Consider the following 24,503-nt stretch of genomic DNA (forward strand, 5'->3'; position numbering starts at 1 on the left):
TAAGAATGTTTCACGCCCGAATGAAGACCGCCACTCCGGCCCGGTGAAGCCGCCGTGGACTGGCCCGCTGAGCGATATCCTGGGACTACATCGCCGAGAGGGTTATGGTGCTGAATTCGTCGAACGTGTCGCGGACCTGAATCGAACAGCGATGGCCGATATCGATCCGTTCGAGACTCAGCGCGATGCGACCCCCTCGGTGGCCTCGGCGCTGCACACTGACGGTTTCGACGACGCCGAGGAGATCGGGCGCGGTGGTTTCGGTGTCGTGTACCGATGCACCGAGGTTTCGCTCGACCGGACGGTCGCCGTGAAGGTGCTCACCGACAGTCTGTCGGCCGAGAATCGCGAGCGTTTCCTTCGGGAGCAGCGCGCGATGGGTCGCCTCACCGGCCACCCGAACATTGTCAACGTCCTGCAGGTCGGTGTCACGAAGAGCGGCGAACCATTCATCGTCATGCCGTACCACCCCCAGGGCTCGCTGGATGCACGTATCCGGCAGCACGGACCGCTGCCGCTGGACGACGTGTTGCAGCTCGGGGTAAAGCTGGCCGGCGCGCTGGAGGCCGCCCACGATCGCGGAATCGTCCACCGTGACGTCAAACCCGCGAATGTCCTCCTCACCGACTACGGTGAACCCGCGCTGACGGATTTCGGTATTGCGCACATCACGGGCGGGTTCGAGACCGTGACGGGAATCGTGACCGGTTCCCCTGCGTTCACTGCACCCGAGGTCCTCGGCGGCGCCGCCCCGAGCCCGGCCTCCGATGTCTACGGACTCGGGGCCACCCTGTTCTGCGCGCTCACCGGGCACGCCGCGTTCGAACGGCGCAGCGGCGAGCAATTGGTGGCCCAGTTCGTCCGCATCACCACCGAATCCGCACCGGATCCCCGAGAGCACGGCATTCCCGACGACGTCGCTGCCGTCATCGAGCGGGCAATGTCCGCCCGCCCCGAGGACCGGCACCCGTCCGCCCAGGCCTTGTCTGACGACCTTCGTGAGATCCAACGTCGTCGCGGAGTGCCGGCGGGACAGGAACCGATGTTGCACAGGCAGATTCACCCGGACACTCAGGACGGCGCGAAGGGAAACCTCCCCCTGGATCTGTCCAGTTTCGTCGGACGCCGGCACGAAATCAACGAGGCGAAGAGCCTGCTGGCGTCGTCCCGACTGCTGACGCTGGTCGGCATCGGCGGGGTCGGGAAAACCCGGCTCGCACTGCGCGTTGCGTCGAACATCCAACGAGAATTCGCCGACGGCGCATGGCTCATCGAGCTCGACGAGGTCCACACCCCGTCCCGGCTCGTCGACGTGGTGGCCTCGACGCTCGGCTTGCGCGACCAACCCGACCGGTCGTTACGCGAGACGGTGCTGGACTTTCTGTCGTCGCGCGAAGTGCTACTGATCCTGGACAACTGCGAGCAGGTAGTGGACGCCGTGGCCGACCTCGCCACAATCCTGCTGCGGCAGAACCCGAACGTGCGCATCCTCGCGACGAGCCGCGAGCCGTTGGCGACCGCCGGGGAGGCAACTCTGCGCGTGCCCCCGCTCACCGTCCCCGACCCGGACCACGAGCCGGCACTGCAGGGCCTCCCCCGCTACGACGCCGTGTCGCTGTTCACCGAACGGGCGACCACGGCGGTCTCGACATTCGAGTTGACCGATGCCAACAAGACCGCGGTCGCTCGCATCTGTCACCGCTTGGACGGGTTGCCTCTGCCGATCGAACTCGCGGCCGCGCGGCTGCGCGCAATGTCGCCCGAGCAGATCCTGCAGAGGCTCTCCGACCGTTATGCACTGTTGACGCGCGGAAGCCGAGGCGCGCCGTCGCGTCAGCAGACCCTCCGATTGTGTGTCGACTGGAGCTACGACCTGTGCACCCCCGCCGAGCAACTGATGTGGGCACGATTGTCGGTGTTCACCGGCGGCTTCGAGCTGGATGCCGCGGAATTCGTGTGCGGGGAGAACGTGGAGCCGGCAGATGTGCTGGACTCGGTGGCCTCGCTGGTCGACAAGTCGATCCTGATCCGCGAAGAGCACAGCGGCATGGTCCGGTTCCGACTGCTCGAAACCCTGCGCGCCTACGGCCGGGAGAAGGCCCGCGAAGAGGGCGATTACCACGCATTGCGTCGTCGACACCGGGATTGGTTCCGCCGGCTGGCCCGCACCGCCGAGGGCGAGTTCATCGGCCCCCGGCAACTCGACTGGATCGCTCGACTCGGCTGGGAGCAGCCGAATCTCCGGGACGCCATGGACTTCAGCCTCACCGAGGACGATGCCGAAGCAGGTTTGCAGATCGCCACCCCCCTGATGCAATTCTGGGGTTCCCGCGGACTGCTCACGGAGGCCCGACGCTGGCTCGACGAGTTCCTCGCACGGCATCCGCAGCGTCCGACCATCGCGTATGTCCGAGCGCTGTACGCCGACTGCCTGATGGCCGAGCAGCAGGGAGACCATCACCGAGGTGCCGCGCTCGCCGAGCAGGCGCGCACCCTCGCCGACCAGTGCACCGACCCGACAGCGCGTGCGATCGCCGACCATGCCGACGGAATCTCCGGGTTGTTCGCCGGTGACCACGCGCGGGCGGCGTCGAGTCTGCAGCGGGCACTGACCGTATTCCGGCAACTAGAAGACGATCTCGCGCTCCGGATCGAGTGTCTCACGCTGCTGGGATTGGTGGACCAGCTCGGCAAGGAACCCGACCGCGCCATCCGCTGCTACGAGGAAGTTCTCGCGATCACGGAAGATCACGGTGAATCCGTCTATCGGTCCTACGCGTTGTGGGCGATGGCCGTTGCCCAATTCGGACTGGGCGCCCACAGCCGTGCCGTCGAACTGCTGGACGAGGGTCTGCGGCTTGCTCGGCTCGTCGACGACCCCGTCGCCTGTTCGAATTGCGTCGAAGTTTTCGCGTGGATCGCCGGAAGCGACGACCCGAAACGTGCCGTCACTCTGATGGGAGCAGCGGAGACGCTCGGTCGCACCGCCGGAAGTTCTGCCGTGTTCGTGCCCGACTTGCTTGCGTACCACGAAGAGTGCGAACGCACCGCCCACCGGATCCTCAAACCGCACGTGTTCGACACGGCCCGGCAGCACGGCAGCGCAATGGATCTCGCTGCCGCCGTCAGCTACGCACTCGGCGAGAGCCCCCCGTCACCGACAGGTTCAGCCCTGCTGACCAAACGCGAGCAGCAGGTCGCGGAACTGATCGCCGAAGGCCTGACCAACAAGGCCATTGCAGCCCGCCTCGTGATCTCACCTCGCACCGCACAAGGGCATGTCGAACACATACTCACCAAACTCGGATTCACCTCGCGGGCCCAGGTCGCGGCGTGGGTCGTCGAAGACCGGCAATCGTAGTGCCGGTGCCGAATCGGTGCGGATGCTCGACTACGGGCGGGTTTCATGTCTCGGGGCGCAGGACGAACCCGATCCTGCGCACGGTATGGATCACGCGCGGTTGTCCCTGGTCCTCGAGTTTGCGTCGGAGCGAGCTGACGCACATGTTGAGCACGTTGGTGCGCGCGTCGGCGGGATACCCCCAGACCGCGCGCAGTAATTGTTCGCGGCTGACGACGCGCCCAGCGTTGCGGACGAGCACACGCATCAGTTCGTACTCCGTGCGGGTGAGGGTGAGTCGACGTCCGCGATAATCGAGCGTCCGGACGCCGCGGGCGAAACCGGGATCGTGCGGGAGGAAGGTCAGGTCGGCGATGGTCGGGACGGCACGGGTCGGGCGGATCCGTCTGAGCAGAGCGCGTAATCGTGCTTTCAGTTCGTCGGGACACACCGTGGTGTCGAGACAGTCGTCGGCGCCGGCGTCGAAGAACCGGGCCGTGTTCTCGTCGTGGCGAGGTCCGAACTCGCCGAGCGCGACGATTCCGGTGGCGGGGTGGGCGGCGCGTATCTCTCGGATAATCGCAGGCCCGTCGCGTACCCGGGCGCGCACGTCGATGACGGCGATGTCCGGTGGGCTCAGGCTCGGCAGCGGTGGTGTTCTGTCTACAGCATTCATCAGGCTCCCGTCAGTGAGTCACACGACCCACCCTGGTGGCGCATCGGCTTCGAGTCGAACATTGACGCCTCCGATACGTCTTCCGCGAGTTTTTCCAGTTCAAGGGCCGATCGTTGGTCGATCGAGAGACGGCATCCATCGGCGTTGTGGACGAGAGCGGTGCCGATGTGTCACCCTTGGTGAGTCAGTTGTCCCTTTATGGTGGCGGGCCGCATCGCGGCCGGAACGGAGAACCCTATGCGTGTGCCCGCGGACGAACGCCGCAGGGCGCTCATCCAGGCGGCGATCGAAGTCGTCGCCGAACATGGGATCGAAGGAGCCACGACCCGCCGCATCGCCGAACGCGCCGGGTCGCCGCTCGCGCGCCTGCACTACTGTTTCAGTTCGAAGGAAGAGCTGATCGTGGCCATCTTCGAGAGCCTGGCGAATGACCAGTTCGAGGCTGCCGTGCACATCCGCCCAGGCGTCGGACTCGGCCGAGCAGCGGCCTCGATGTTGCGGCAACTCGCGGCGTGGATCGACCGGGAGCCGACCTTCGCGCGCGCCCAGGTCGAACTTGTCTTCTGGATTGCCCGCCAGAAGGATTCGATGGCATCGAAGGTGTACCAGATGGCCGTCGACGTATTCGCCGAACGGCTTCGCGAAGGAATGCGCGACGACGACGATCCGAACCTGGTGGAGCTTTTCGCCAAGATGATCGCCGCCTACGGCGACGGGATGGTCGTCCAGGGTGTTGCGTTCGGGCACAAAGGAATCAGAGAGGATCTGCTCGACACGACAGCCGAATCGTTCGAGCGCCTGGCCGAGGCCCATCGGCTGGTGCACTGACCTGCAGCCGCCGACGGACCACCGCGGCCGGTCAGATCGACGCAGCCGGCCGTGGCGTGCACACGCGTTGGAGCGCGGAGATTCCGGAGGAGCCTAAACCGGCACGTTCCCCCTCTTCGAGCATCGCCGACGCGGCGGTCACCATCCGGGCGCTGTGGCCGTCCGAGCTGACGGTGTCGACGAAGCTGCGGGTCGCGGCACTGTAGACCTCCAGGGTGGCCTGGTCGGTGTCGTGGGTATTCGTGGCTATGTTGTGCACGATTTCCGCGGCCACCGGGATGAACAGTGTGAGGACGTGCTCGGTGACGGCACGAAGTTCGGTCGCCGAGACGCCGCGGTCGATCGCGAAGGTCACCGACTCGATGAGCGCGGTCAGCGCGGAGATGTGGAAGGCGCCGACCATCGATGCGTCGAGGATGTTGGCGGCGTCGACGTGTTCGGAGATGTGCCGGACGTTGCCGAGCACACCGAGGATCTGGGAATGGGCCTTCCAGTCCCGGGAGGGTCCCGAGGCGAGGATCAGGCCGTCGGCGGTGCCGATGTGCTGGGGGTAGGCCAGGATCGCGGCGTCGAGGTAGGCGAGCCGACGCGAGACGGCCCACTCCAGCGTTCTGGTTGCCTGCGCCGGAGTGCCCGTCGTGAAGTTGACGAGTGTGTGCCCGCCGAGAGTGTCGATTCCGTCGAGCATGTCGTGGACGTCGTCGTACGTGCCCACACTCGCCAGGAGCAGCGGTGCCGCCGAGGCCGCCTCGGCGACGGTGCGGGCGACGTCGATTCGCTCGCCGCGGAGCGCGTCGGCCTTGGCCGCGGTGCGATTCCAGACGATCACTCGGTAACCCGCCTCGGCGAGGGCCGAGGCCAGGGCGGACCCCATAAGTCCACAGCCGAGAACTGCGACGTCCGCAGCGTGGTCGGTTTCGGTACTCATAATTGATTGTTCCCTCTCTAATTCAATGTTTGTCAACGAGATCGGCTTACGACCGCAGCCTCGTCGGAGGCGGCAGCGCCGGACCTCGTCCGGTTGCGCCGGCTGCTGGCCACGACGACGAGCAACGCCGCGGCGAGGGCGACCAACACGAACCACCGCATGGAGTCGGCGGGGGGTGCGGGTGGGGTGATCCAACCGGTGACATAGGTCCAGGCGATACCTGCCCCGCCGACCACCGAGGCGATCACCACGGACGGCTTCCGCTCCCCCAGCCGGACGGTGAGCACGACGGCACCGATCGAGATCAGGACGTACGGCGCGCACCAGGCGTAGGCGATCAGCGCCGCCACCATGGTGTACGCACTGGTGATGCTGCCGCTGAGGAAGATCAGAACGGTCATCACCGCGGCCCCGAGAACGCACATGAGCACCGTCGCCCGATGCGGGCTGTGGAAGCGCGGATGAACCGCCGCAGCCGCCGGAGGCAGAAGCCCGTCTTCGGCGACGGCCATGACGCATCGGGCACCGTAATTGACGAACCCGATCAGGGCCGCGAAGCATGCGACGGCGAGTACCAGGTCGGTTGCCTCTGCCACTCCGGTTCCCAGTCCGGCACCCAGCGCCAGGGCCGCCGGCGCGGAGACACCGTCGGCGATCTGGTCGGAGACGGCGAGCAGTCCGGGGACCTGCAAGATGGTGCACAGCACGTACAGCGCGCCGAGAACGACCGGAACCGACATCACGGCCCACGGCACGTTGCGGCGGGGGTCCTTGGTTTCGGCGGCCATGGACGTGCAGCTCTCGAAGCCGATCAGCCACGCGGCACCGGCAGCGACACCGAGCAGGACGCCGCTGGGGGTCGCGGCGTCGAAGTCGAACTGTGTGCCGAGGGCGAGGCCGGTGTGGGCGGCGCTGGCGACGGTGATCACGAGCATCAGTGGTATCGACAGAACGGCGAGGGTCACCGCCACGCGGACCGAGGTGTCGAGCCCGCGGTAGGCAACGGCGCCGGCCACGGTGACCGCGCCGATGATGATGACCGACTGCACGCCGACACCGAGAACGCCGGTCATTCCCCGCGAGGCGAGGAAGCTACCGCTGAAGATGCCGACCGTGCCGGCGATCGCCGCGACCTGGGTGATGTATCCGACCAGCAGCGCCGCCGCGGTGAGATACCGCGCCCACGAGCCGAACACTTCGCCGATGTACGAGTACAACGATCCGGACGTCACATAGCGACGGGCGAAGGTGATCACCGAGACGCCGACACAGCTGACCAGTACCGCGGTCAGCAGTGCCGACATGAAGGCGGTCGGGCCGGCCGCGCTGAGCATCAGGATCGGCAACAGTGCCATCCCCACTGCAGGAATGAACGAAGCCAGGGACAGCGACACCAGCGGGCCCCTGCCGAGGTGACCGCCCTCGAGGTGCGGCGAATCGGTCACCGCGCCCCGGCCGTCCGGGCCGGAGGAAGAAGTGTCGACCATGTCAGTTACTCCTAGAGATGAGGGCTGCCGCCGCATTCGCGCGCAGTGATCGGCTGCGGAGGCAGGCGAGCGGCTCTGGGCGGCGGCAGGGAGCGAAGGGCGTCGGAACCAGAGTCCACGGGTAGGTCATCGCTCCCGGTGACTTTCTGGTCAATCGACACACTAATCCTGACAGCAGGACGTCGAGTGGTCAATACCACGTTCGAAATTGTTGCCGGCTGCGTTCACTGCCTGTAGTACCCCGGTTCACCACGATGCAGGTCCGCAGATTCTCCTGCCCAAATACCGTCACTGACGTGGTGACATTCGACAGTTCGCACTCTCCGTAGCGGCACGCTTGCCGACGCTCCCTGCCGCACCGCCCTTGACAACAGGCCCTGCGAGTACCTTCACTAGAGATCCACAAACTGTGTCAGTTGACTCAGAACTGGCCTTCGAGACATCCCCCGCAATCCGTTAGGACATCCTCATGGAACTCACCACTGTCGAGCCCACTGCCACTGTCGACGAGGTGGTCGCCGTCATCGAACGTGACGGTGGCGTCATCATTCGCGACTTTCTCGATCCGGCGACGCTGGCCGGGTTGACGGCCGATCTGGGTCCGGTCGTCGATGCCCTGCCGTTCGGCGTAGACGAGGAGTTCTCCGGCATCCGGACTCGCCGCCTCGGCGGCATCTTCAAACACACCCGGTATGCCGATGCGGTGGTCCGCAATCCCCTCTACCGCGAGACGGCCGAGCGGTTCCTGTGCATTCCCGAGCACATCTGGCTGGGTGAGGACCGAATCGAGGTGACTCCCACGGTCCAGGTCGGTGTCACCCAGCTCATCGCCATCTATCCCGGTGAGGGTGCCCAGCCGCTGCACCGCGACGACTCGGTGTGGCAGTGGCGCCACCCGGAGGGCGGACGGCAGGCGCGGGCGCAGATCATGGTCGCCGTCAGTGATTTCACGGCCGAGAACGGCGGCACCCTGGTCATCCCCGGCAGCCACCGGTGGGACGACGAACGCGCCCCCCGGCGGTCCGAAGCCGTCTCGACGGTGATGAGCGCCGGCTCGGCGCTCATCTTCATCGGCGGCACGTACCACGGCGGCGGGACCAACAGCACCGATGATCCCCGGATCGGGTTGACCATGAGCCTGGACCTCGGATACCTGCGTCAGGAGGAGAACCAGTACCTGACCATTCCGGTCGAGGAGGCGCGCGTGCTGCCCGAAGACATCCAGAAGATCGTCGGGTACGAGGCCTGCCCTCCGACGATGGGATGGGTCGAAACCGACGGGGTGATGCGCGATCCGCACGTACTGCTCGAAGACGAATTCGACTCCGCGGCGCAGGTGAACATGGGCGCCAGAGCCGCCTCCTGAGCTCGCGTCGACCACCGAGTATCGGCACCGATGTGGCCGCTGCGATCAATCACTGCACGCCGGATGGGAATCATGAAAGTTACTGCATTTGACCAACGATCGTCGGCCACCCGCACGACCCCCTCGGTGCTCATCGTCGGCACCGGTCTCGGCGGACTGGCTGCGGCGATCGCCCTGAAGAAGATCGGGGTCACCGACCTCACCCTGCTCGAGCGCGCCACCGAGGTCGGCGGGACGTGGGAGGCGAACACGTATCCGGGGATCGCGGTGGACACCTCGATCCTGAACTACTCGCTCTCGTACGACCCGAATCCCGGGTGGACGCGCCTGTACGCCGGTGGCGCCGAGCTCCATTCCTACGTGATCGGTCTCAGCGAACGCCACGACGTGCGCCGGCACATCCGCTTCGACACCACGGTCACCGAGGCCCGGTTCGACGACACCTACCACCGATGGGAGGTCGCCACGTCCGGGGGAATCGTCTACACCGCCGATGTGCTGATCTCCGCGACCGGGGTACTGAGCACCCCGAAGATTCCGGACATCCCCGGCCTGGAGAATTTCGAAGGGACCGTGCTGCATTCGGCGCAGTGGGATTCGAGTTTCGACCCGTCGGGACGTTCGATCGCGCAGATCGGCAGCGGCGCCACCGCAGCCCAGCTGGTACCCGAGCTCGCCAAGACGGCCGAAAAGGTCTACGTCTACCAGCGATCGGCACCGTGGGTACTTCCCCGGAACGATCGCGAGATCGGCCGGCTGGAGGGCTGGCTCTACCGCAAGGTCCCCCTCAGCCTGAAGTTGAGGCGGTGGCGCCGGTTCTGGCAGAACGACGTGGTCGCCTACGGATTCGAGAAGCAGAACCGCACCACCCAGACCCAGACCCGATGGGCGACGGAGTTCATCGAGCGTTCGGTCCACGACCCGCAGCTGCGGCGTGCGGTGATTCCGGACTACGAGATCGGCTGTAAGCGGCGCGTGATGTCCGACGATTGGTATCCCGCCCTGCAACGAGACAACGTCGACCTGATCTCCGGCGCCCTCGACGACATCAGGGAACGGTCCGTCGTCGGCACCGACGGTGTGGAGCGAAACGTCGACACCCTCATCTTCAGTACCGGTTTCGCTGTCTCCGAAATGATCCCGATGAAGGTGTTCGGCCGCGGTGGACACGAATTGCACACCACCTGGAGCGCGGGCGCCAAGACGCACCTCGGGTTGACGGTCTCGGGATATCCGAACCTGTTCTTGATGGCCGGTCCCAACACCGGCATCGGCTCCGGCTCGATGACGTTCATGCTCGAATGCCAGGCCCGCTACATCGCCCAGGCCGTCGAGTACCTCGCTCGGACCGGCACCACCGCCCTCGACGTGCTCGACGTCGTCCAGGACCGCAGCTACCGGCGGGTGCAGCAGCGGCTGGCGAGCAGTGTCTACGGATCCGGATGCGCCGGGTGGTACCAGAACCCGGACGGCACCATCGACACTCTCTGGCCGGGAGCGAACTCCGAGTATTGGTTCCGGACACGACGTTTCAATCCCCATGACTACCTGACCCTGCGCAGCGCCGCGGACGACACCGAGTTGGAGGGGACACGATCCTCATGAACACGACCACCACCGACGTCATCGACGTCGCGCTCGAAGACGATCCCACCCCGTTCGTGCTGGCGCTGGGGCATGTACTCCGGCTGAGCCGGCGCCGACCCGAGCTGGCCGAGCACCTGCGTGAAATCGGCGAGAAGAACATCTGCGTCGCGGTCCGCGCGGGCACCACGCATCAGAGCGCGTCTCTGGAATTCGGAAGGACGTCGGTCACCGTCGCACACGGTGTGCGCGAGCACAGTCGGTGCACCCTGACCCTGGATCCGGACCGCCCCTACACCGTGTCCGGGTGTACACCCGCGGACGCCGAGGACGCCGTCGTCTATGCGGTCTCCGCAGTGCTCAACCCACCGATTCCCGCGTGGGAGGACGCGGCCCGAGAATTCTGGGAGCTCACTCGCAGTGATCGCGGCATGCCCGACCGGCTGATCGTCACCTGCTCCGACGGCCGGAAACTGGTGCTGGGCGAGGGCGCCGCCGAGTACGAACTCTATGGCGAGCACACCGTTTTGGCACGCGTGCTCTCCGGAATCGAATCATTCTTCACCGCCGTTGCCACCGGCGCGCTGCGTGTGCGGGGAACCACCGCACAGCTGTCGGTCATGGTCGGCGCCGCCTGGAAGGTCCAGTTTCATGGTTGACAGCATCACCGCGGAGCAACTGCGCGTCTGGCTCGCCGAGCACGAGATCGATATGGTGCGGGTCGAGGGAACCAATCTCGACAGCGCACTGATGGGCAAGGTGCTCTCGCCCGCCAAGGCGGTCGGCGCCGTCGAGTCCGGGATAGGAATGGTCGACCTCGTCTTCGGCGCCGATCTCGACAACACTCCGCAGCTCGGCTTCGCGTGGCCGCAGTGGCGCGGAGACATGGCCGACATCTTTCTGCGGCCGGACTTGTCCACGCTCACCCGGTGGGGTCCCGGCCAGGCGTCGGTGCTCGGGGACTTCGTCGATCGGTGGGGCAATCCGTTGGCGGTGTGTCCGCGCAACACGCTCGAGCGCATCTGCGGTCGGCTCGCCGCACACGGATACAGCGCCAGGGTCGCCATCGAGATCGAGGCCACCGTGTTCGAGGAGGACATCCACGAAGCCCGCCGCAAGGGTTTCCGGGATCTCACCCCGCTCGGCGGCAAGGCCGGCTTCTGCTACCACATGCCCAAGGACGCCCGCTGGCACGAATACATGACCGCTGTATCGCGCCGGTTCGACGAGGTCGGTATCCCGTGGGATGCATGGAACGACGAGGCCGCCTGGGGACAGATCGAGCTGAACATCTCGATCAGCGACCCGGTGGCGGCCTGCGACTACTGGACCCGAGCCCGGCAGGTCATGCGAGAGGTCGCCTTCGAGCTCGGTCGCACCGTCACCTTCATGGCCAAGTGGTGCGACGGATACGGTCAGGCCTCCCACATCAACCTGTCGCTGGCCGATGGTGAGGACAACGCCTTCTACGCCGAGCAGGGCCCGTCCGAGGTGATGCGGCACTTCATCGGTGGCGTCATGCAGACCGTGGCGCCGACGACCTCGCTGGCGTTGCCGTGGATTACGTCGTATCGGCGCATGCGAGATTTCGAGGGGCCCCCGACCACGGTCACCTGGGGCACGGGCAACAAGTCCACCGCGATCCGGGCGATCGTCGGGCATCGCGCGCAGTCCCGGATCGAATACCGGGTTCCCGGCGCCGACTCCAACGCGTACCTCACCGTCGCGGCGGTCCTCGCCTCCGGCCTGCACGGAATCAGCGAGCAGATCGAGCCGCCGCAACCGTTCGACGGCATGGCCTACCTCCTCCCTCCCGGGGTGGTGGACTACCTGCCCGACACCATCGGCAAAGCGTTGGCCGTGCTCGAGGACGACACCACCTTGCGCACCGTCCTCGGCGACGAGTTGATCGACTATTGGATCGGCCTGAAACGGTGGGAATGGATGCAGTACCACACCGACGGCGGCGGCCCGGACGACCCGCTCACCGAGTGGGAGTTCACCCGATATTTCGAGTTGGTGTGATGTCGGAGATCATTCGCGCCGCGGTTCTCAATGCGGCACCGGGCACCCTGGACATCGAAAAGCTGACCCTCGCCGATCCCGGTCCGGAGGAAGTGCTGATTCGGATCCGGTATGCGGGACTGTGCCATTCGGACCTGCACGAGATCGACGGCACCTTCCCGACCACGCTGCCGATCCTGCTCGGCCACGAAGCGTCCGGAGTCGTGGAAAAGGTCGGCACCCGGGTGTCCGGGATCGTCCCCGGTGACCACGTGGTGACCTGCCTGTCGGTGTTCTGCGGACACTGCCGGTACTGCACGGACGGGCGGTTGACCCTGTGCGTGCACCGTCAGGAACTGGCCACGGCGGGCGTCTCCGGCCGGCTGACGAACGCCGCGGGCGAGTCGGTGCGGCCAACCGCGGGGATCGGGGCGTTCGCGCAGAAGGCGGTCGTGCACCACAGCGCCCTGGCCGTCATCGCCGAGGACATGCCGCTGGCGCAGGCGAGCATCCTCGGCTGCGCGGTGACCACCGGCATCGGGGCTGTCACGCGCCGGGCCCGCGTGCGCCCCGGCTCGTCGGTGGTGGTCATCGGCACCGGCGGGATCGGCATGTCCGCGATCCAGGGTGCCCGCATCGCCGGGGCGGCAACCATCATCGCCGTCGACGTGGTCCCGGAAAAGCTTTCCGCCGCCGAAGAGTTCGGCGCGACCCACGTCGTGCACGCCGGACAAACGGATCCCGTCGAACAGGTGCTGAGCCTGACCGGCGGCGGTGCCGACTACGCCTTCGAGGCGGTCGGCAAGGCGCGCACCGTCGAGCAGTCGGTCGCGATGCTCGCTCCCGGCGGTGTCGCCACCGTGGTGGGAATGGTGCCGGCCGACCCACCGATCCGGATCGACGGAACCGACCTGTTCTACGCCGAGAAGACCCTCCAGGGCTCGTTCATGGGGTCGAACCAGTTCAAGACCGACATCGGCCGGTTCGTCGAGTTGTACCGCCGCGGTCGGCTGGAACTGGACCGAATGATCAGCCACACCGTCACCCTCGACGAGATCAACAGCGGTTTCGACGCGCTTGCCTCCGGCCGGAGCATGCGTGTGATCGTAGACATGGAGCACACATGAGCGCCCCCCTGATCGGCATCACCGGACGACGGTTGAGCGGTTCGGTCATCACCGGACAAGATGCCCGGTACACCGGTGTCCAGATCGACAACTTCTTCACGGACTATTCGGCCGCGGTCGCCAAGGCCGGCGGCGTGCCGGTGCTGCTGCCATACGAAGCGGTGGGCTCGGCCGTCGTCGATCACCTCGACGGGGTGATCATCACCGGTGGGCAGGACATCGATCCGCGGGTGTGGGGTGGGGTCGTCGATCCCACCCGCGGCCAGGACCGGACCAACCCGCACGCCTATGACACCGAACGGGACGTCCATGAGATCGGGGTGGTCCGCGCCGCACTCGAGCGCGGAATTCCGCTGCTCGGGGTGTGCCGCGGACACCAGGTGCTGAACGTGGCCTGCGGCGGCACCCTGATCTCCGACCTCGGCGCACCGGAGATCGAACACTATTCGCCGCACAGCGCTCCGCACACGGGCACCGACAACCACCTGATCAGCTTCGCGCCCGACTCTCTCGCCGCATCCGTCTACGGGCCGAGCCGAATCCGCAACTCCTATCACCATCAGGCGATCGACGACTGCGGCTCCCCACTCGTGGTGACCGGCCGGACCGACGACGGAATCGTCGAGGCGATCGAAATTCCCGGCGCAGCGGTTCTGGGGGTGCAGTGGCACCCCGAATGGCAACCGGGAGGCGACCCGGTGTTCTCCTGGCTGGTCGCGGCCGCCGCCCGCGCCGCCCGATCAGCCGACACCCCTCCTGCCGACGTCTTGGAATGGACCGCGCGATGAGCACTGCACAGATGAACACCTCCGCCGAGTACTGGACGGAGCTGACCGGATCACTGCGCCTGCCGCAACAGATGTGGATCGACGGGCAGTGGAGGGCCGCACGCAACGACGGCACCAGCCCCCTGATCACCCCTCGCGACGGGTCCGTACTCGTCGACGTCGCGGCCGCCCATGACGCTGACGTCGACGATGCCGTCGCCGGTGCCGCCCGCGCCTTCGAGACCGGGGTGTGGTCGAAGCTCTCACCCCGCGAGCGCGGTGATGTCCTGATTCGGTGGGCCGATCTGCTCGAAGCTCACCGCAGCGAGATCGCCGCCCTGATCAGTCTGGAAATGGGCAAACCCGTCACGCACGCCTGGCAGATCGAAACCCGGACCAGCATCGGGCTCATCCGGTGGTACGGCGAACTCGCCGACAAGCTGATGGATGAATCGCCGCGCAGCCGAACCGATTCCGTGGCCTTGGTCACCCGCGAGCCGCTCGGGGTGATTGCGGCAATCACCCCGTGGAACTTCCCGGTCAGCCTGGCGTGCTTCAAGATCCCCGCCGCCCTCGTCGCCGGAAACTCCGTCGTCCTCAAACCCGCCAGCCAATCACCGCTGTCGATGCTGCGGATCGCCGAACTGGGCTCCCGGGCAGGGCTGCCACCGGGCGTGTTCCAGGTCGTCACCGGCAGCGGACCGGTCACCGGCAAAGCCCTGGCCGCCCACCCGCAGGTCAGCACCTTGACCTTCACCGGATCGACCGCGGTGGGCCAGCAATTGCTCCACTACGCCGGCGATTCGAACGTCAAACCGGTATGGCTCGAACTCGGCGGCAAGTCACCGAACATCATCTTCCCCGACGCCCCCGACCTCGACGAGGCGATCGGCACCGCGGCGTGGGCGATCTCATTCAACTCCGGGCAGATGTGCACCGCCGGGTCCCGGCTACTGGTCCACCGGAGCATCCACGATCAGGTGCTCGACGGCATCGTCAAACACCTTGCTGCCCTGCGTATCGGCGACCCTCTCGATCCGGCCACCGAGTTCGGGCCGCTCGCGAGCGCCCGGCATCGCGACGACGTGCTCGCCGAGATCCGCCGCGGCATCGACTCCGGCACCACACTGGCACTCGGATCCGGTGAACCACTCGACCGGCCCGGGTGCTTCGTCGCCCCCGCCGTCTTCGACGACGTCGAGCCGGACAGCCGGTTGGCCCAGCACGAGATCTTCGGGCCGGTGCTGTCGGTGCTGACCTTCGACGACGAAACCGAGGCCGTCGCGATCGCCAACAACTCCGACTACGGGTTGGGCTCGGCGGTCTGGACCGCAGACATCAGTCGGGCACACCGAATCTCCCGCAGTCTCGACGCCGGCCTGGTGTGGGTGAACTGTTACGAGGAAGGCGATCCCTCCGTGCCGTTCGGCGGTCGCAAACTCTCCGGACACGGCGCCGACAAGAGCGCGCACGGACTCGACAAGTTCACCGCACTGAAGACCACCTGGATCAAGCTGACATGACCGGTCCAGACACAGCCGTCACCGCCGACCGATGGTCGCACCTGGCGTTGGCGCCCGACGCCCGCGCCGCGCTCGAGCAACTGGACGCCGTCTCGACCGCGCCGTTCCAAGTTCTGGGCGTCGACGAAGCCCGTCGCATCGTCGGCTCCCTGCGGCCGAGCGTGGGCGATGCGATACATGCCGTCGAGGACTTCGACATCGCCGGCACCCACGGTCCGATCCCGGTGCGGCTGTATCGCCCCACCGACCGTGCCGGACTGCCGGTGCTGATCTACTTCCACGGCGGCGGATGGACACTGGGATCGATCGATGGCGCCGACGCCTGTTGCCGGCGGCAACCTCGCCATCGCCGTCTGTCTGCGCGCCCGTGACCGGGGTGGCCCGGCCATCGCCCTTCAACTGCTCGCCTACCCCGCGTTCGCCCGCCCCGACCACTAGTCGTCGTTCACCGAGCACGCCGGCGGCCCGGTACTCACCGCCCGAAACTGCCAGTGGTTCCTGAGCAACTACCTACGCTGGGACGCCGACTACACCGACCCGTACGCGATCCCCGCCGCTGCGCACACGTTGGCCGGTCTGCCACCGGCCCTGGTCGTTACCGCCGAGGTCGATCCCCTCCACGATTGCGCCGAGGACTACGTACACCGAATGGTCGCCGACGGTGTCCCCGCCGAACTGCGCCGCTACGACGGAGTGTTCCACGGCTTCTTCACCGAGGTCGGCACCCTGGCAGCGGCCGACGCGGCCGTCTCCGAGGCCGCCACCCGGATCCGGCGTGCCCTCACCGCCTGCCGACAACGGACGAATGCCTACAGCACCACCCACGACACCATTCAGCCTCCGGCCATCCGCCGACACGCGGCCCAACCTTAGAACGAGGAAGCACTTGTTCACCAACGACTTCACCCAGGCCTTCGGGATCGAGCACCCCATCCTGTGCGGCGGCATGACCGCCGTCGGCACCGCCGACCTGATCAGCGCCGTCGCCAACGCCGGCGCACTCGGATTCCTCACCGCCCTCACCCAACCCACCCCCGAAGCCCTCGTCAAAGAAATCTCCCGCTGCCGCGACCTCACCGACAAACCGTTCGGCGTCAACCTCACCATCCTCCCGACCATCCGCCCGGTCCCCTACGACGAATACCGCGACGCCATCATCGACTCGGGCATCACCATCGTCGAAACCGCCGGCGGCAACCCGCAGCCGCACCTGCCCGCATTCCACGCGGCAGGGGTCAAATTGATCCACAAAGCGGTCTCGGTCCGGCACGCCGTCAAGGCCGAGCAACTCGGCGTCGACGCGATCAGCATCGACGGCTTCGAATGCGCCGGCCACCCCGGCGAAGACGACGTCCCCGGACTCGTCCTGATCCCCACCGCAGCGAGGGCCCTGACCATCCCGATCATCGCCAGCGGCGGCATCGCCACCGGTGCAGGCCTGGTCGCCGCCCTGGCACTCGGCGCCTCCGCGGTCAACATGGGCACCCGCTTCATGGCCACCACCGAGGCACCCATCCACGACAACGTCAAACAGCAGATCGTCGACAACACCGAACGCGACACCGTCATCGTCTTCCGCGAGTTCCACAACTCCGCCCGCGTCGCGCGGAACTCGGTGTCCGAAGAAATCGCGACCCTCTCCCGCCGACCCGGCGCCACCTTCGACGACATCGCTCACCTGGCCAGCGGCGTCCGCGGCCGCGAACAGGTGTACGGCAACGGCGACGTCGAGGGCGGAATGTGGTGGGCCGGCCAAGCCCAAGGCCTCATCCACGACATCGGCACCTGCGAGGACGTCGTCGGCGCGATACTCACCGAAGCACACCACGTCATCACCCGCAGACTGCCCGACCACATCTCCAGCTGAACAGGCCATCTGGAGTCACACCACCGGAAATCACGCCGGTCGTGTGGCTCGGGCACAACCACGGCGACGTGAACGATGGCGCCTTCATTCCGAAGGCGCCATCGCTCAACGGCATACGTGGCGGCGGTCTTCTGCACGCATCGATAACGGTACTCCCAGAGAGAAAGTCGATCCAGGCGAAGTTTCGATATGATGCCGGACTCGGTACGCGTGCCCTACTACGTAAGGCTTTGGCGCTATACGTCGCCTCGTTCTGGTGCTATCTCTCCACACCCCCGTGCCGGCCGCTCAGGCCGAGTGTATGAGATTGCCGTACTTCACATCGTCCGGATATATGCGAGTTTCGATTTTCCACCGCGAATCGTCGCACTGCTGAACGAAAACGAGGTCGCGGGCGAAGGAATCGCGCCGTTCGAGGCCAAAGCCGCGAAGACCGGTCTCTATCTGCCGATCGGATCCCGGACCAACCATATCGACGCATGCATGGGCGTGTTCTATCCCGGCGGGCCGAGGTTCGTGAGCAAGACCGGTAATTACATACTGATAGAGGATATTTGCTTCGAATGGACGGCGCCTACGGGACAGAGAAGATCAACGGCATCTCCCAGGGCGAGAGGATGGTCACCACATACGATCTGAACGAGATGATGCCGACGGTCATGACGCCGCACGGTGGCGGATCGGCCCCGCGTATTGGCCGTTCCGCTTCTCCCGGTATTTCGCGCAAAGCCTCAGCGAGGCCGCCGGCGCCAACCTCTTCATGACCGGTGAGGTGTTCGCCAACCTCGACGCCGTCGGGAAGTTCTAGCATCCACCCCGTCGAATTACCGCCGACGGGTCAGCTGTCGGCGGTAAGCAGGTCGGCGAGATTGTCCAGACTCGCCCTGACTGTGCGCGAGTACGCCTTCGTGACGATGGGGTCCGCCAGCCTGCCGAAGACCCCACCGAGGCCGCTTTCGGTATCGACTCGGTAGGTGAACAGGGTGCCGCCGTCGACCTCCTCGAGCTTGGTGGTCGCGGTGAAGCCGATCTTGCCCTCCACCGACTTGGACGTGGCCACCTTCTCCGGCTGGTACTCCACAAACTCCGTCACCCAATCGACTCGCTTACCCAGGATTCGGGTGACGCCGCGCCATCGGGTACCCACCCCGAGCTCCCCGTCGGTGATCTGCTCGCATTCGACATTCGATGCTTCCCACGACGGCCAGTTCTCCGCCGATACGAGAAAGTTCCACACATCGGGTGTGGGGCGGGCAATGACGACGGACTGCTCGACGACTGGCATAGCGATCATCCCCTTGTTGGTAACTGAATTGGTCGTGGCCCGCCTCGGCACGCCCGCGCGATCGAACCGAGGGCGGAAGGAATGGAGACCGGTCCGTTTCATTGTCCTCCTGTGCTGGGTGTGCTGTCACTGATCGTTAGCGCACCTTCCTACGACGGCTCCCATTGCAATTGGCTGCAACGTTTATCGCGGGCGTCATATCTCCCTACATTCATGACCCGGGTTACACCGGGCGGAACGTACCCGCCGTAGCCGGGGACAACGGAGAAACCAAGGAGTGCAATGGCGCTGAACAAGAACTCGTTATTGAGCGCGTATCGGAAGATGGCCGAGATCCGAGCGTTCGAAGACCGCCTCCACGAGGAGAACGCCACCGGCGACATTCCCGGCTTCATTCACCTGTATTCCGGTCAGGAGGCCATTGCCGTCGGCGTGTGCGAGAACCTGCAGGACACCGATTACATCGGGTCCACCCACCGCGGCCACGGGCACTGCATCGCCAAGGGTTGCGATCTTCACGGGATGATGGCGGAGATCTTCGGCAAGGACGACGGCCTCTGCCACGGCAAGGGCGGCTCCATGCACATCGCCGACCTGTCGGTGGGCATGCTGGGCGCGAACGCCATCGTGGGTGGGGCGCCGTCACTGGCCATCGGTGCGGCGCTCAGCGCAAAGACGCTGCGCAACGGCGGCGTCGCGGCCTCGTTCACCGGCGACGGTGGTTCCAATCAGGGAACCGTCTTCGAAGCCATGAACATGGCGGTCGTGCTCGACCTTCCCATCGTCTTCGTCACGGAGAACAACGGATTCGGCGAGGCCACCGGACGGGACTACGCCGTCGGCGCACCCAGCATCGCCTCCCGCGCAGCATCGTTCGGCATGCCTGCCGTCACCGTCGACGGTACCGATTTCTTCGCCGTGCACGAGGCCACCCGTGAGGCAGTGGAGCGGGCGCGGATGGGAGGCGGACCCACCTCGATCGAGGCGATCGCCTACCGCTGGCACGGGCATTTCGAAGGCGATGCACAGCTGTACCGCACCGCGGATCAGGTTGCGGAACTTCGCAAGACGAAAGACCCGTTGCTGAACTTCCGTAATCACCCGGACAGCAGGAAGGTGTCCGCGAAGGAACTCGACGCGATCGACACCGACGCGCGGGCCCGAGTGGACGACGCCGTGGCGAAGGCCAGGCAGGCCGAATATCCGCCGTTGGCAAACCTTCTGACCGACGTCTACGTGTCGTACTGAGAGTGAGAACAGAGATGACAACGTCGAAAACGACGTACCGCGAAGCAATCAAGGCCGCGCTCGCCCAGGAGATGCAACGCGACGCGACGGTAGTGCAGATCGGTGAAGATCTGCGCGGCGGGCAGGCGGGAACGAACCCAGAACTCGATTCCGGCAAGATCGAGGCGTTCGGTGGCGTGCTGGGCGTGACCAAGGGCCTGTGGACCGAATTCGGTTCCGATCGGGTCATCGACACCCCGATCACCGAGTCCGCGATCATCGGCATGGCTGCCGGCGCCGCATTGACCGGACTGCGTCCGGTCGCCGAACTGATGTTCATGGACTTCTTCGGGGTCTGCTACGACGCCCTGTACAACCAGGCCGCGAAATTCCGCTACATGTTCGGCGGCAAGGCCCGCACCCCACTCGTGGTGCGCGGCATGATCGGTGCCGGATTCTCGGCGGCGGCGCAGCATTCGCAGTCCCCGTACAACGTGTTCGCCGCGGTCCCCGGCCTCAAGGTGGTGGCCCCGTCCAACGCGTACGACGCCAAAGGGCTTCTCATCCAATCCATTCGCGATGACGACCCGGTGGTGTTCTGCGAGCACAAGACGCTGTACGACCTCAAGGGAGAGGTACCCGACGAGCCGTACACCATCCCGTTCGGTGTGGCCAACTACACGAGAGAGGGCACCGACGTCACGATCATCGCCCTCTCGGCCATGGTGAACGCCGCCAACGCGGCCGCCGACAAACTCGCGACGGAGGGCATCTCCGTCGAAGTGGTCGACCCGCGGACCGTCTCCCCCCTCGACGAGGAGGGAATCCTCGAATCCGTCGCGTCGACCGGTCGGGTGGTGATCGTCGACGAGTCCGCGGCACGATGCGGATTCGGGCACGATGTCGCCGCGCTGATCGCCACCAAGGCGTTCGGCTCGCTGAAGGCACCGATCGAACTGGTCACCCCACCGCACACCCCGGTGCCCTTCTCCCCTGTGCTCGAACAGGCATGGCTTCCGAACGCGGCACGCATCGAGGCCGCGGTACGCAAGGTGGTGACTGCCTGACCATGAGCGACATCAAGCTGATCGAAGTTCCCAAATGGGGCCTGTCCATGGACGAGGGCACCGTCACCGCGTGGTTGATCGACGAAGGAACGCCCTTCACAAAGGGCGATCTGATCTGCGAGATCGAGACCAGCAAGATCACCAACGAGTTGGAGGCACCGTTCGACGGCGCGCTGCGACGCATTCTCGCCCTACCGGGTGCCACGCTGCCGGTAGGTGCGGTCCTGGCCGTCTCGGCAGGCGCAGCGGTCTCCGACGCCGAGATCGAGGAATTCCTGGCCGGAATCGGATCGGATCTCGTCCCGGCATCCGAGCCCGCGCAGTCGCCGGGTGGGCGCCCCACCCCCGCGGAACCGCGCGTGGAGCCCACCCCGTCCGCTCCGGCGGCACAGCGGCCGGCCACGACTTCCGGCACCACCACCGTCCCGGATTCGCTACGGGGACAGACGAAGGATGACGTATTCGCGACGCCGCACTCCCACCGGCTGGCCGGCGAACTGTCGATCGACCTGGGTCGTGTGGCCGGGACCGGCCGGGACGGCCGAATCTCCGTCGCGGACGTCCACCACGCTATTCGCGCGGCAGGTGGAAGCGTCGCGCAAGCATCGTCGCCGACCCGATCCGGTGTGCCAGGACGCTCTTCGGCGGACGACAGCGTCGTCGACGCGACGCCGGTGGCACGTCGACTGGCCAAGTCCCTCGGAATCAATCTGCACGACTGTCGGGCCACCGGATCGCGGGGGCGCGTATGCGAAGCGGACATCCGGGAAGCCGAACGGACGTTCCGGCTGGTGCCCGATACGGCGGCTGCGTCGCCTGCGGGTGCGAACGTCCCGCACGCAGCACCCGAGTTCGAGACGATCCCGTTCAACTCGATGCGCAAGGCGATCGGTCAGCGCTTGCAACAGTCGAAGCGCGATGCCCCGCATTTCCGGCTCACGGCGGAACTCGAGATCGACGACCTCCTCGCACTCCGCGAGGAGATCAACGCGACCGTGCCCGCGGTCAAGTTGTCGGTCAACGACTTCATCGTCAAGGCCTGCGCTGCGGCTCTGCGCAGGGTCCCGGACGTCAACGTCCAGTTCGACGAGACGGCGCAGTCGGTGCTGAGATTCTCTGCCGCCGACATCTCGGTGGCCGTCGCCCTGCCGTCGGGTCTGATCACGCCCATCGTTCGAGGGGCGGAGAGCAAGAGCCTCGCCGAGATCTCCGGCGACGTTCACGCCTTGGTGACCAAGGCCAAGACCGGCAAGCTGACCCCCGAGGAGTTCCAGGGTGGCACGTTCACCATCTCGAACCTCGGCATGTTCGGCGTGCGCGAATTCGACGCGATCATCAACCCACCCCAGGGCGCAATCCTCGCGGTCGGTGCAGGGCAGCAACGACCGGTCGTCGTGGACGGCCGGGTGGAGGCCCGAACGATGCTGACCGTGACGCTCTCGTGCGACCACCGGGTGATCGACGGCGCTCTCGGCGCGACGTTCCTGCAGGAACTGCGTCGTTTCGTCGAGTCCCCCGCATTGATGCTGGTCTAGGGAGTGTTGATGACTGACAAATACGACGTGCTGGTGATCGGAAGTGGTCCCGGCGGCTACGTTGCCGCCATCCGCGCCGCGCAACACGGGCTCCGCACCGCGGTGATCGAACGGGACCGACTCGGCGGCATCTGCCTGAACTGGGGATGCATTCCCACCAAGGCTCTGCTGCACGGCGCCGATGTGGCGCACACGCTGGCAAATCTGCGTCCGCTCGGATTCTCCACCAGTGGTGTGCAATTCGACATGGCCCGACTGGTCGAGTTCAGCCGCGGGGTGTCGGGTCGGCTGTCCGACGGCATCGGATACCTGATCAAGAAGAACGGCATCGACGTGATCACCGGCACCGCACGATTGACCGGAAAGGGCATGGTCGGTGTTCGACAGGGCTCGGACACGGCGTCGCCGCTCACCGAGTACCGGGCCGATCACATCATTCTGGCCACAGGTGCACGCCCACGATCGGTACCCGGGGTGATACCCGATGGCGATCGAGTGTGGACGTACTTCGACGCCCTGGTTCCCCAGGAACTTCCGAAGTCGCTGCTGGTCATCGGCTCCGGCGCCATCGGCGTCGAGTTCGCCAGCCTCTACCACGATCTGGGCAGTGACGTCACGGTCGTCGAGTTGGCGCCGCAGATCATGCCCGTCGAGGATGCCGCGGTGGCCGGCCACGTGCGGCGGCAGTTCGAGAAGCGCGGCATCGAGATCCACACCGGCGCCTCGGTGTCCGCACTCACCGTCGGCGCGGACTCCGTATCCGTGACAGTGCAGACGGCGGACGGAACCCTCGAAGAGCGCGTCGTGGACCGGGTTCTCGTCGCCGCCGGCATCCAGGGCAACGTCGAAGATCTCGGACTCGAGGAGTTCGGTGTCGAAGTCGACCGCGGCTTCGTCACCACCGACGAATGGTGCCGCACCACCGCATTCGGGGTCTACGCCATCGGCGACGTCGCGGGTGCCCCGTGCCTCGCTCACAAGGCCAGTCATGAAGGCGTGCTGTGTGTCGACACGCTGGCGGGCGCACCGCACGTGACACCGCTGGACAAGGATTACGTCCCCGGATGCACGTACTCCAGGCCTCAGGTCGCCAGCCTCGGCCTCACCGAGCACCAGGCCCGGGCGACCGGTCGTTCTCTGCAGATCGGGCAGTTCGACCTGCAGGCGTCCGGAAAGGCGCTCGCAATCGGTGAGGCGGAGGGGTTCGTCAAGACCATCTTCGACGCCGACAGCGGTGAGCTGCTGGGCGCCCACATGGTCGGTCCCGATGTCACCGAGCAGATCCAGGGCTTCGGCATAGCGCGATCGCTGGAGGCCACCGGTGACGATCTCGCCGACGTGATCTTCGCGCACCCGACACTGTCCGAGGCCATGCACGAATCGGTGCTGTCGGCGCTGGGACGCCCGATCAACATGTAGCAATCCCCCGCCGGACCGCGGTTCCTCGCGGTTCGGCGGGAACCCACGACCAGGAATCGATACGTGACTGCCACACCAGGAACATCGCCCGGCGCCGCGCACGCCCAGCCCGGTCGCAAGCTGCTCCGCCTCGAGATCCGAAATGCGGAGACCCCGATCGAACGCAAACCGAACTGGATCAAGACGAGAGCGAAGATGGGCCCGGAATACTCCGAGCTCGAGGGCCTCGTCAGGCGCGAGGGTTTGCACACCGTCTGCGAAGAAGCCGGCTGCCCCAACATCTACGAATGCTGGGAAGACCGCGAGGCGACGTTCCTCATCGGCGGTGAACAATGCACCCGCCGCTGCGACTTCTGCCAGATCGACACCGGCAAGCCGGACGACCTCGACCGCGACGAACCCCGCCGCGTCGCCGAATCCGTCCAGGCGATGGGACTGCGGTACTCCACCATCACCGGCGTCGCCCGCGACGA

The 24,503-nt window shown here is 66.2% G+C and carries 19 protein-coding genes and 2 pseudogenes; 17 read left to right on the forward strand and 4 right to left on the reverse strand.

All coding sequences use genetic code 11. The features are described from left to right. Positions 1 to 151 precede the first annotated feature (151 nt). Complete coding sequence (locus ACFTWF_RS38595) at positions 152 to 3,361, forward strand: protein kinase (protein WP_378466347.1); 3,210 nt, start codon at positions 152 to 154, stop codon at positions 3,359 to 3,361. 43 nt (positions 3,362 to 3,404) lie between these two features. On the opposite strand, the gene ACFTWF_RS38600 is transcribed toward ACFTWF_RS38595, so the two are convergent. Continuing rightward, a complete protein-coding gene (locus ACFTWF_RS38600; RefSeq protein WP_378466348.1) occupies positions 3,405 to 4,016 on the reverse strand; it encodes a winged-helix domain-containing protein in 612 nt (203 codons plus the stop codon). A 237-nt stretch (positions 4,017 to 4,253) separates the two neighbouring features. On the opposite strand from ACFTWF_RS38600, the gene ACFTWF_RS38605 reads away from it, so the two are divergent. Continuing rightward, positions 4,254 to 4,844: a TetR/AcrR family transcriptional regulator gene (locus tag ACFTWF_RS38605; protein ID WP_378466349.1), complete on the forward strand. Its 591-nt coding sequence runs from the start codon at positions 4,254 to 4,256 to the stop codon at positions 4,842 to 4,844. Between the two features lie 31 nt (positions 4,845 to 4,875). On the opposite strand, the gene ACFTWF_RS38610 is transcribed toward ACFTWF_RS38605, so the two are convergent. Continuing rightward, positions 4,876 to 5,772: an NAD(P)-binding domain-containing protein gene (locus tag ACFTWF_RS38610; protein ID WP_378466350.1), complete on the reverse strand. Its 897-nt coding sequence runs from the start codon at positions 5,770 to 5,772 to the stop codon at positions 4,876 to 4,878. Positions 5,773 to 5,804: 32 nt separating this feature from the next. Beyond that, complete coding sequence (locus ACFTWF_RS38615) at positions 5,805 to 7,259, reverse strand: APC family permease (RefSeq protein WP_378466351.1); 1,455 nt, start codon at positions 7,257 to 7,259, stop codon at positions 5,805 to 5,807. A gap of 469 nt (positions 7,260 to 7,728) precedes the next feature. Between ACFTWF_RS38615 and ACFTWF_RS38620 the strand changes: the two genes are divergently transcribed. From ACFTWF_RS38620 to ACFTWF_RS38665, 10 genes and pseudogenes are all read left to right on the forward strand, one after another. Further along, positions 7,729 to 8,625 carry a phytanoyl-CoA dioxygenase family protein gene (locus ACFTWF_RS38620; protein WP_378466352.1) on the forward strand — a complete coding sequence of 299 codons (897 nt, stop codon included), beginning with the start codon at positions 7,729 to 7,731 and terminating at the stop codon, positions 8,623 to 8,625. Between the two features lie 72 nt (positions 8,626 to 8,697). Continuing rightward, the gene (locus ACFTWF_RS38625; RefSeq protein ID WP_378466353.1) at positions 8,698 to 10,230 is read left to right on the forward strand and encodes a flavin-containing monooxygenase; all 1,533 of its coding nucleotides are present in this window, start codon (positions 8,698 to 8,700) and stop codon (positions 10,228 to 10,230) included. Beyond that, the gene (locus tag ACFTWF_RS38630) at positions 10,227 to 10,868 is read left to right on the forward strand and encodes a hypothetical protein (protein ID WP_378466354.1); all 642 of its coding nucleotides are present in this window, start codon (positions 10,227 to 10,229) and stop codon (positions 10,866 to 10,868) included. The genes ACFTWF_RS38625 and ACFTWF_RS38630 overlap by 4 nt, the downstream gene beginning before the upstream one ends. Continuing rightward, positions 10,861 to 12,234 carry a glutamine synthetase family protein gene (locus ACFTWF_RS38635; protein ID WP_378466355.1) on the forward strand — a complete coding sequence of 458 codons (1,374 nt, stop codon included), beginning with the start codon at positions 10,861 to 10,863 and terminating at the stop codon, positions 12,232 to 12,234. The genes ACFTWF_RS38630 and ACFTWF_RS38635 overlap by 8 nt, the downstream gene beginning before the upstream one ends. Further along, on the forward strand, positions 12,234 to 13,340 hold the full coding sequence (locus ACFTWF_RS38640) for a Zn-dependent alcohol dehydrogenase (protein ID WP_378466356.1): 1,107 nt from the start codon (positions 12,234 to 12,236) through the stop codon (positions 13,338 to 13,340). Before ACFTWF_RS38635 ends, ACFTWF_RS38640 begins: the two co-directional genes overlap by 1 nt. Continuing rightward, positions 13,337 to 14,128 (forward strand): gamma-glutamyl-gamma-aminobutyrate hydrolase family protein, encoded by a 792-nt coding sequence (locus tag ACFTWF_RS38645; RefSeq protein WP_378466357.1) that lies wholly within the window; start codon positions 13,337 to 13,339, stop codon positions 14,126 to 14,128. Before ACFTWF_RS38640 ends, ACFTWF_RS38645 begins: the two co-directional genes overlap by 4 nt. Further along, positions 14,125 to 15,630 (forward strand): aldehyde dehydrogenase family protein, encoded by a 1,506-nt coding sequence (locus ACFTWF_RS38650; RefSeq protein WP_378466358.1) that lies wholly within the window; start codon positions 14,125 to 14,127, stop codon positions 15,628 to 15,630. The genes ACFTWF_RS38645 and ACFTWF_RS38650 overlap by 4 nt, the downstream gene beginning before the upstream one ends. After that, positions 15,627 to 16,001 carry a hypothetical protein gene (locus tag ACFTWF_RS38655; RefSeq protein WP_378466359.1) on the forward strand — a complete coding sequence of 125 codons (375 nt, stop codon included), beginning with the start codon at positions 15,627 to 15,629 and terminating at the stop codon, positions 15,999 to 16,001. The genes ACFTWF_RS38650 and ACFTWF_RS38655 overlap by 4 nt, the downstream gene beginning before the upstream one ends. Then, positions 15,940 to 16,503 (forward strand): annotated as a pseudogene (locus ACFTWF_RS38660) (alpha/beta hydrolase fold domain-containing protein). The gene ACFTWF_RS38655 and the pseudogene ACFTWF_RS38660 overlap by 62 nt, the downstream one beginning before the upstream one ends. A 13-nt stretch (positions 16,504 to 16,516) precedes the next feature. Beyond that, positions 16,517 to 17,497 (forward strand): NAD(P)H-dependent flavin oxidoreductase, encoded by a 981-nt coding sequence (locus ACFTWF_RS38665; RefSeq protein ID WP_378466360.1) that lies wholly within the window; start codon positions 16,517 to 16,519, stop codon positions 17,495 to 17,497. An 838-nt stretch (positions 17,498 to 18,335) separates the two neighbouring features. Here the strand turns inward: ACFTWF_RS38665 and ACFTWF_RS38670 are convergent. Further along, entirely contained in the window at positions 18,336 to 18,782 is a 447-nt protein-coding gene (locus ACFTWF_RS38670) for an SRPBCC family protein (protein ID WP_378466361.1), read from the reverse strand. Positions 18,783 to 19,064: 282 nt separating this feature from the next. Here ACFTWF_RS38670 and ACFTWF_RS38675 point away from each other — a divergent pair, with 282 nt between their 5' ends. The 5 genes and pseudogenes from ACFTWF_RS38675 to ACFTWF_RS38695 form a co-directional block, all read left to right on the forward strand. Then, the gene (locus ACFTWF_RS38675; RefSeq protein WP_378466362.1) at positions 19,065 to 20,030 is read left to right on the forward strand and encodes a thiamine pyrophosphate-dependent dehydrogenase E1 component subunit alpha; all 966 of its coding nucleotides are present in this window, start codon (positions 19,065 to 19,067) and stop codon (positions 20,028 to 20,030) included. Between the two features lie 14 nt (positions 20,031 to 20,044). After that, positions 20,045 to 21,076: an alpha-ketoacid dehydrogenase subunit beta gene (locus tag ACFTWF_RS38680; protein WP_378466363.1), complete on the forward strand. Its 1,032-nt coding sequence runs from the start codon at positions 20,045 to 20,047 to the stop codon at positions 21,074 to 21,076. A gap of 2 nt (positions 21,077 to 21,078) precedes the next feature. Further along, entirely contained in the window at positions 21,079 to 22,611 is a 1,533-nt protein-coding gene (locus ACFTWF_RS38685) for a 2-oxo acid dehydrogenase subunit E2 (protein WP_378466364.1), read from the forward strand. 9 nt (positions 22,612 to 22,620) lie between these two features. Next, the gene (gene lpdA, locus ACFTWF_RS38690) at positions 22,621 to 24,030 is read left to right on the forward strand and encodes a dihydrolipoyl dehydrogenase (protein WP_378466365.1); all 1,410 of its coding nucleotides are present in this window, start codon (positions 22,621 to 22,623) and stop codon (positions 24,028 to 24,030) included. 63 nt (positions 24,031 to 24,093) lie between these two features. Further along, a pseudogene (locus ACFTWF_RS38695) lies at positions 24,094 to 24,503 on the forward strand (lipoyl synthase); the annotation flags it as partial.

The organism is Rhodococcus sp. NPDC056960, assembly GCF_042674125.1.
Lineage (GTDB): Bacteria > Actinomycetota > Actinomycetes > Mycobacteriales > Mycobacteriaceae > Rhodococcus_F.

Excerpts from the sequence above, each read along its gene's own strand:
- ACFTWF_RS38595 (WP_378466347.1), top strand. The coding sequence starts at position 152 with ATGGCCGATATCGATCCGTTCGAGACTCAGCGCGATGCGACCCCCTCG.
- ACFTWF_RS38600 (WP_378466348.1), bottom strand. The coding sequence starts at position 4,016 with ATGAATGCTGTAGACAGAACACCACCGCTGCCGAGCCTGAGCCCACCG.
- ACFTWF_RS38605 (WP_378466349.1), top strand. The coding sequence starts at position 4,254 with ATGCGTGTGCCCGCGGACGAACGCCGCAGGGCGCTCATCCAGGCGGCG.
- ACFTWF_RS38610 (WP_378466350.1), bottom strand. The coding sequence starts at position 5,772 with ATGAGTACCGAAACCGACCACGCTGCGGACGTCGCAGTTCTCGGCTGT.
- ACFTWF_RS38615 (WP_378466351.1), bottom strand. The coding sequence starts at position 7,259 with ATGGTCGACACTTCTTCCTCCGGCCCGGACGGCCGGGGCGCGGTGACC.
- ACFTWF_RS38620 (WP_378466352.1), top strand. The coding sequence starts at position 7,729 with ATGGAACTCACCACTGTCGAGCCCACTGCCACTGTCGACGAGGTGGTC.
- ACFTWF_RS38625 (WP_378466353.1), top strand. The coding sequence starts at position 8,698 with ATGAAAGTTACTGCATTTGACCAACGATCGTCGGCCACCCGCACGACC.
- ACFTWF_RS38630 (WP_378466354.1), top strand. The coding sequence starts at position 10,227 with ATGAACACGACCACCACCGACGTCATCGACGTCGCGCTCGAAGACGAT.
- ACFTWF_RS38635 (WP_378466355.1), top strand. The coding sequence starts at position 10,861 with ATGGTTGACAGCATCACCGCGGAGCAACTGCGCGTCTGGCTCGCCGAG.
- ACFTWF_RS38640 (WP_378466356.1), top strand. The coding sequence starts at position 12,234 with ATGTCGGAGATCATTCGCGCCGCGGTTCTCAATGCGGCACCGGGCACC.
- ACFTWF_RS38645 (WP_378466357.1), top strand. The coding sequence starts at position 13,337 with ATGAGCGCCCCCCTGATCGGCATCACCGGACGACGGTTGAGCGGTTCG.
- ACFTWF_RS38650 (WP_378466358.1), top strand. The coding sequence starts at position 14,125 with ATGAGCACTGCACAGATGAACACCTCCGCCGAGTACTGGACGGAGCTG.
- ACFTWF_RS38655 (WP_378466359.1), top strand. The coding sequence starts at position 15,627 with ATGACCGGTCCAGACACAGCCGTCACCGCCGACCGATGGTCGCACCTG.
- ACFTWF_RS38670 (WP_378466361.1), bottom strand. The coding sequence starts at position 18,782 with ATGCCAGTCGTCGAGCAGTCCGTCGTCATTGCCCGCCCCACACCCGAT.
- ACFTWF_RS38675 (WP_378466362.1), top strand. The coding sequence starts at position 19,065 with ATGGCGCTGAACAAGAACTCGTTATTGAGCGCGTATCGGAAGATGGCC.
- ACFTWF_RS38680 (WP_378466363.1), top strand. The coding sequence starts at position 20,045 with ATGACAACGTCGAAAACGACGTACCGCGAAGCAATCAAGGCCGCGCTC.
- ACFTWF_RS38685 (WP_378466364.1), top strand. The coding sequence starts at position 21,079 with ATGAGCGACATCAAGCTGATCGAAGTTCCCAAATGGGGCCTGTCCATG.
- lpdA (WP_378466365.1), top strand. The coding sequence starts at position 22,621 with ATGACTGACAAATACGACGTGCTGGTGATCGGAAGTGGTCCCGGCGGC.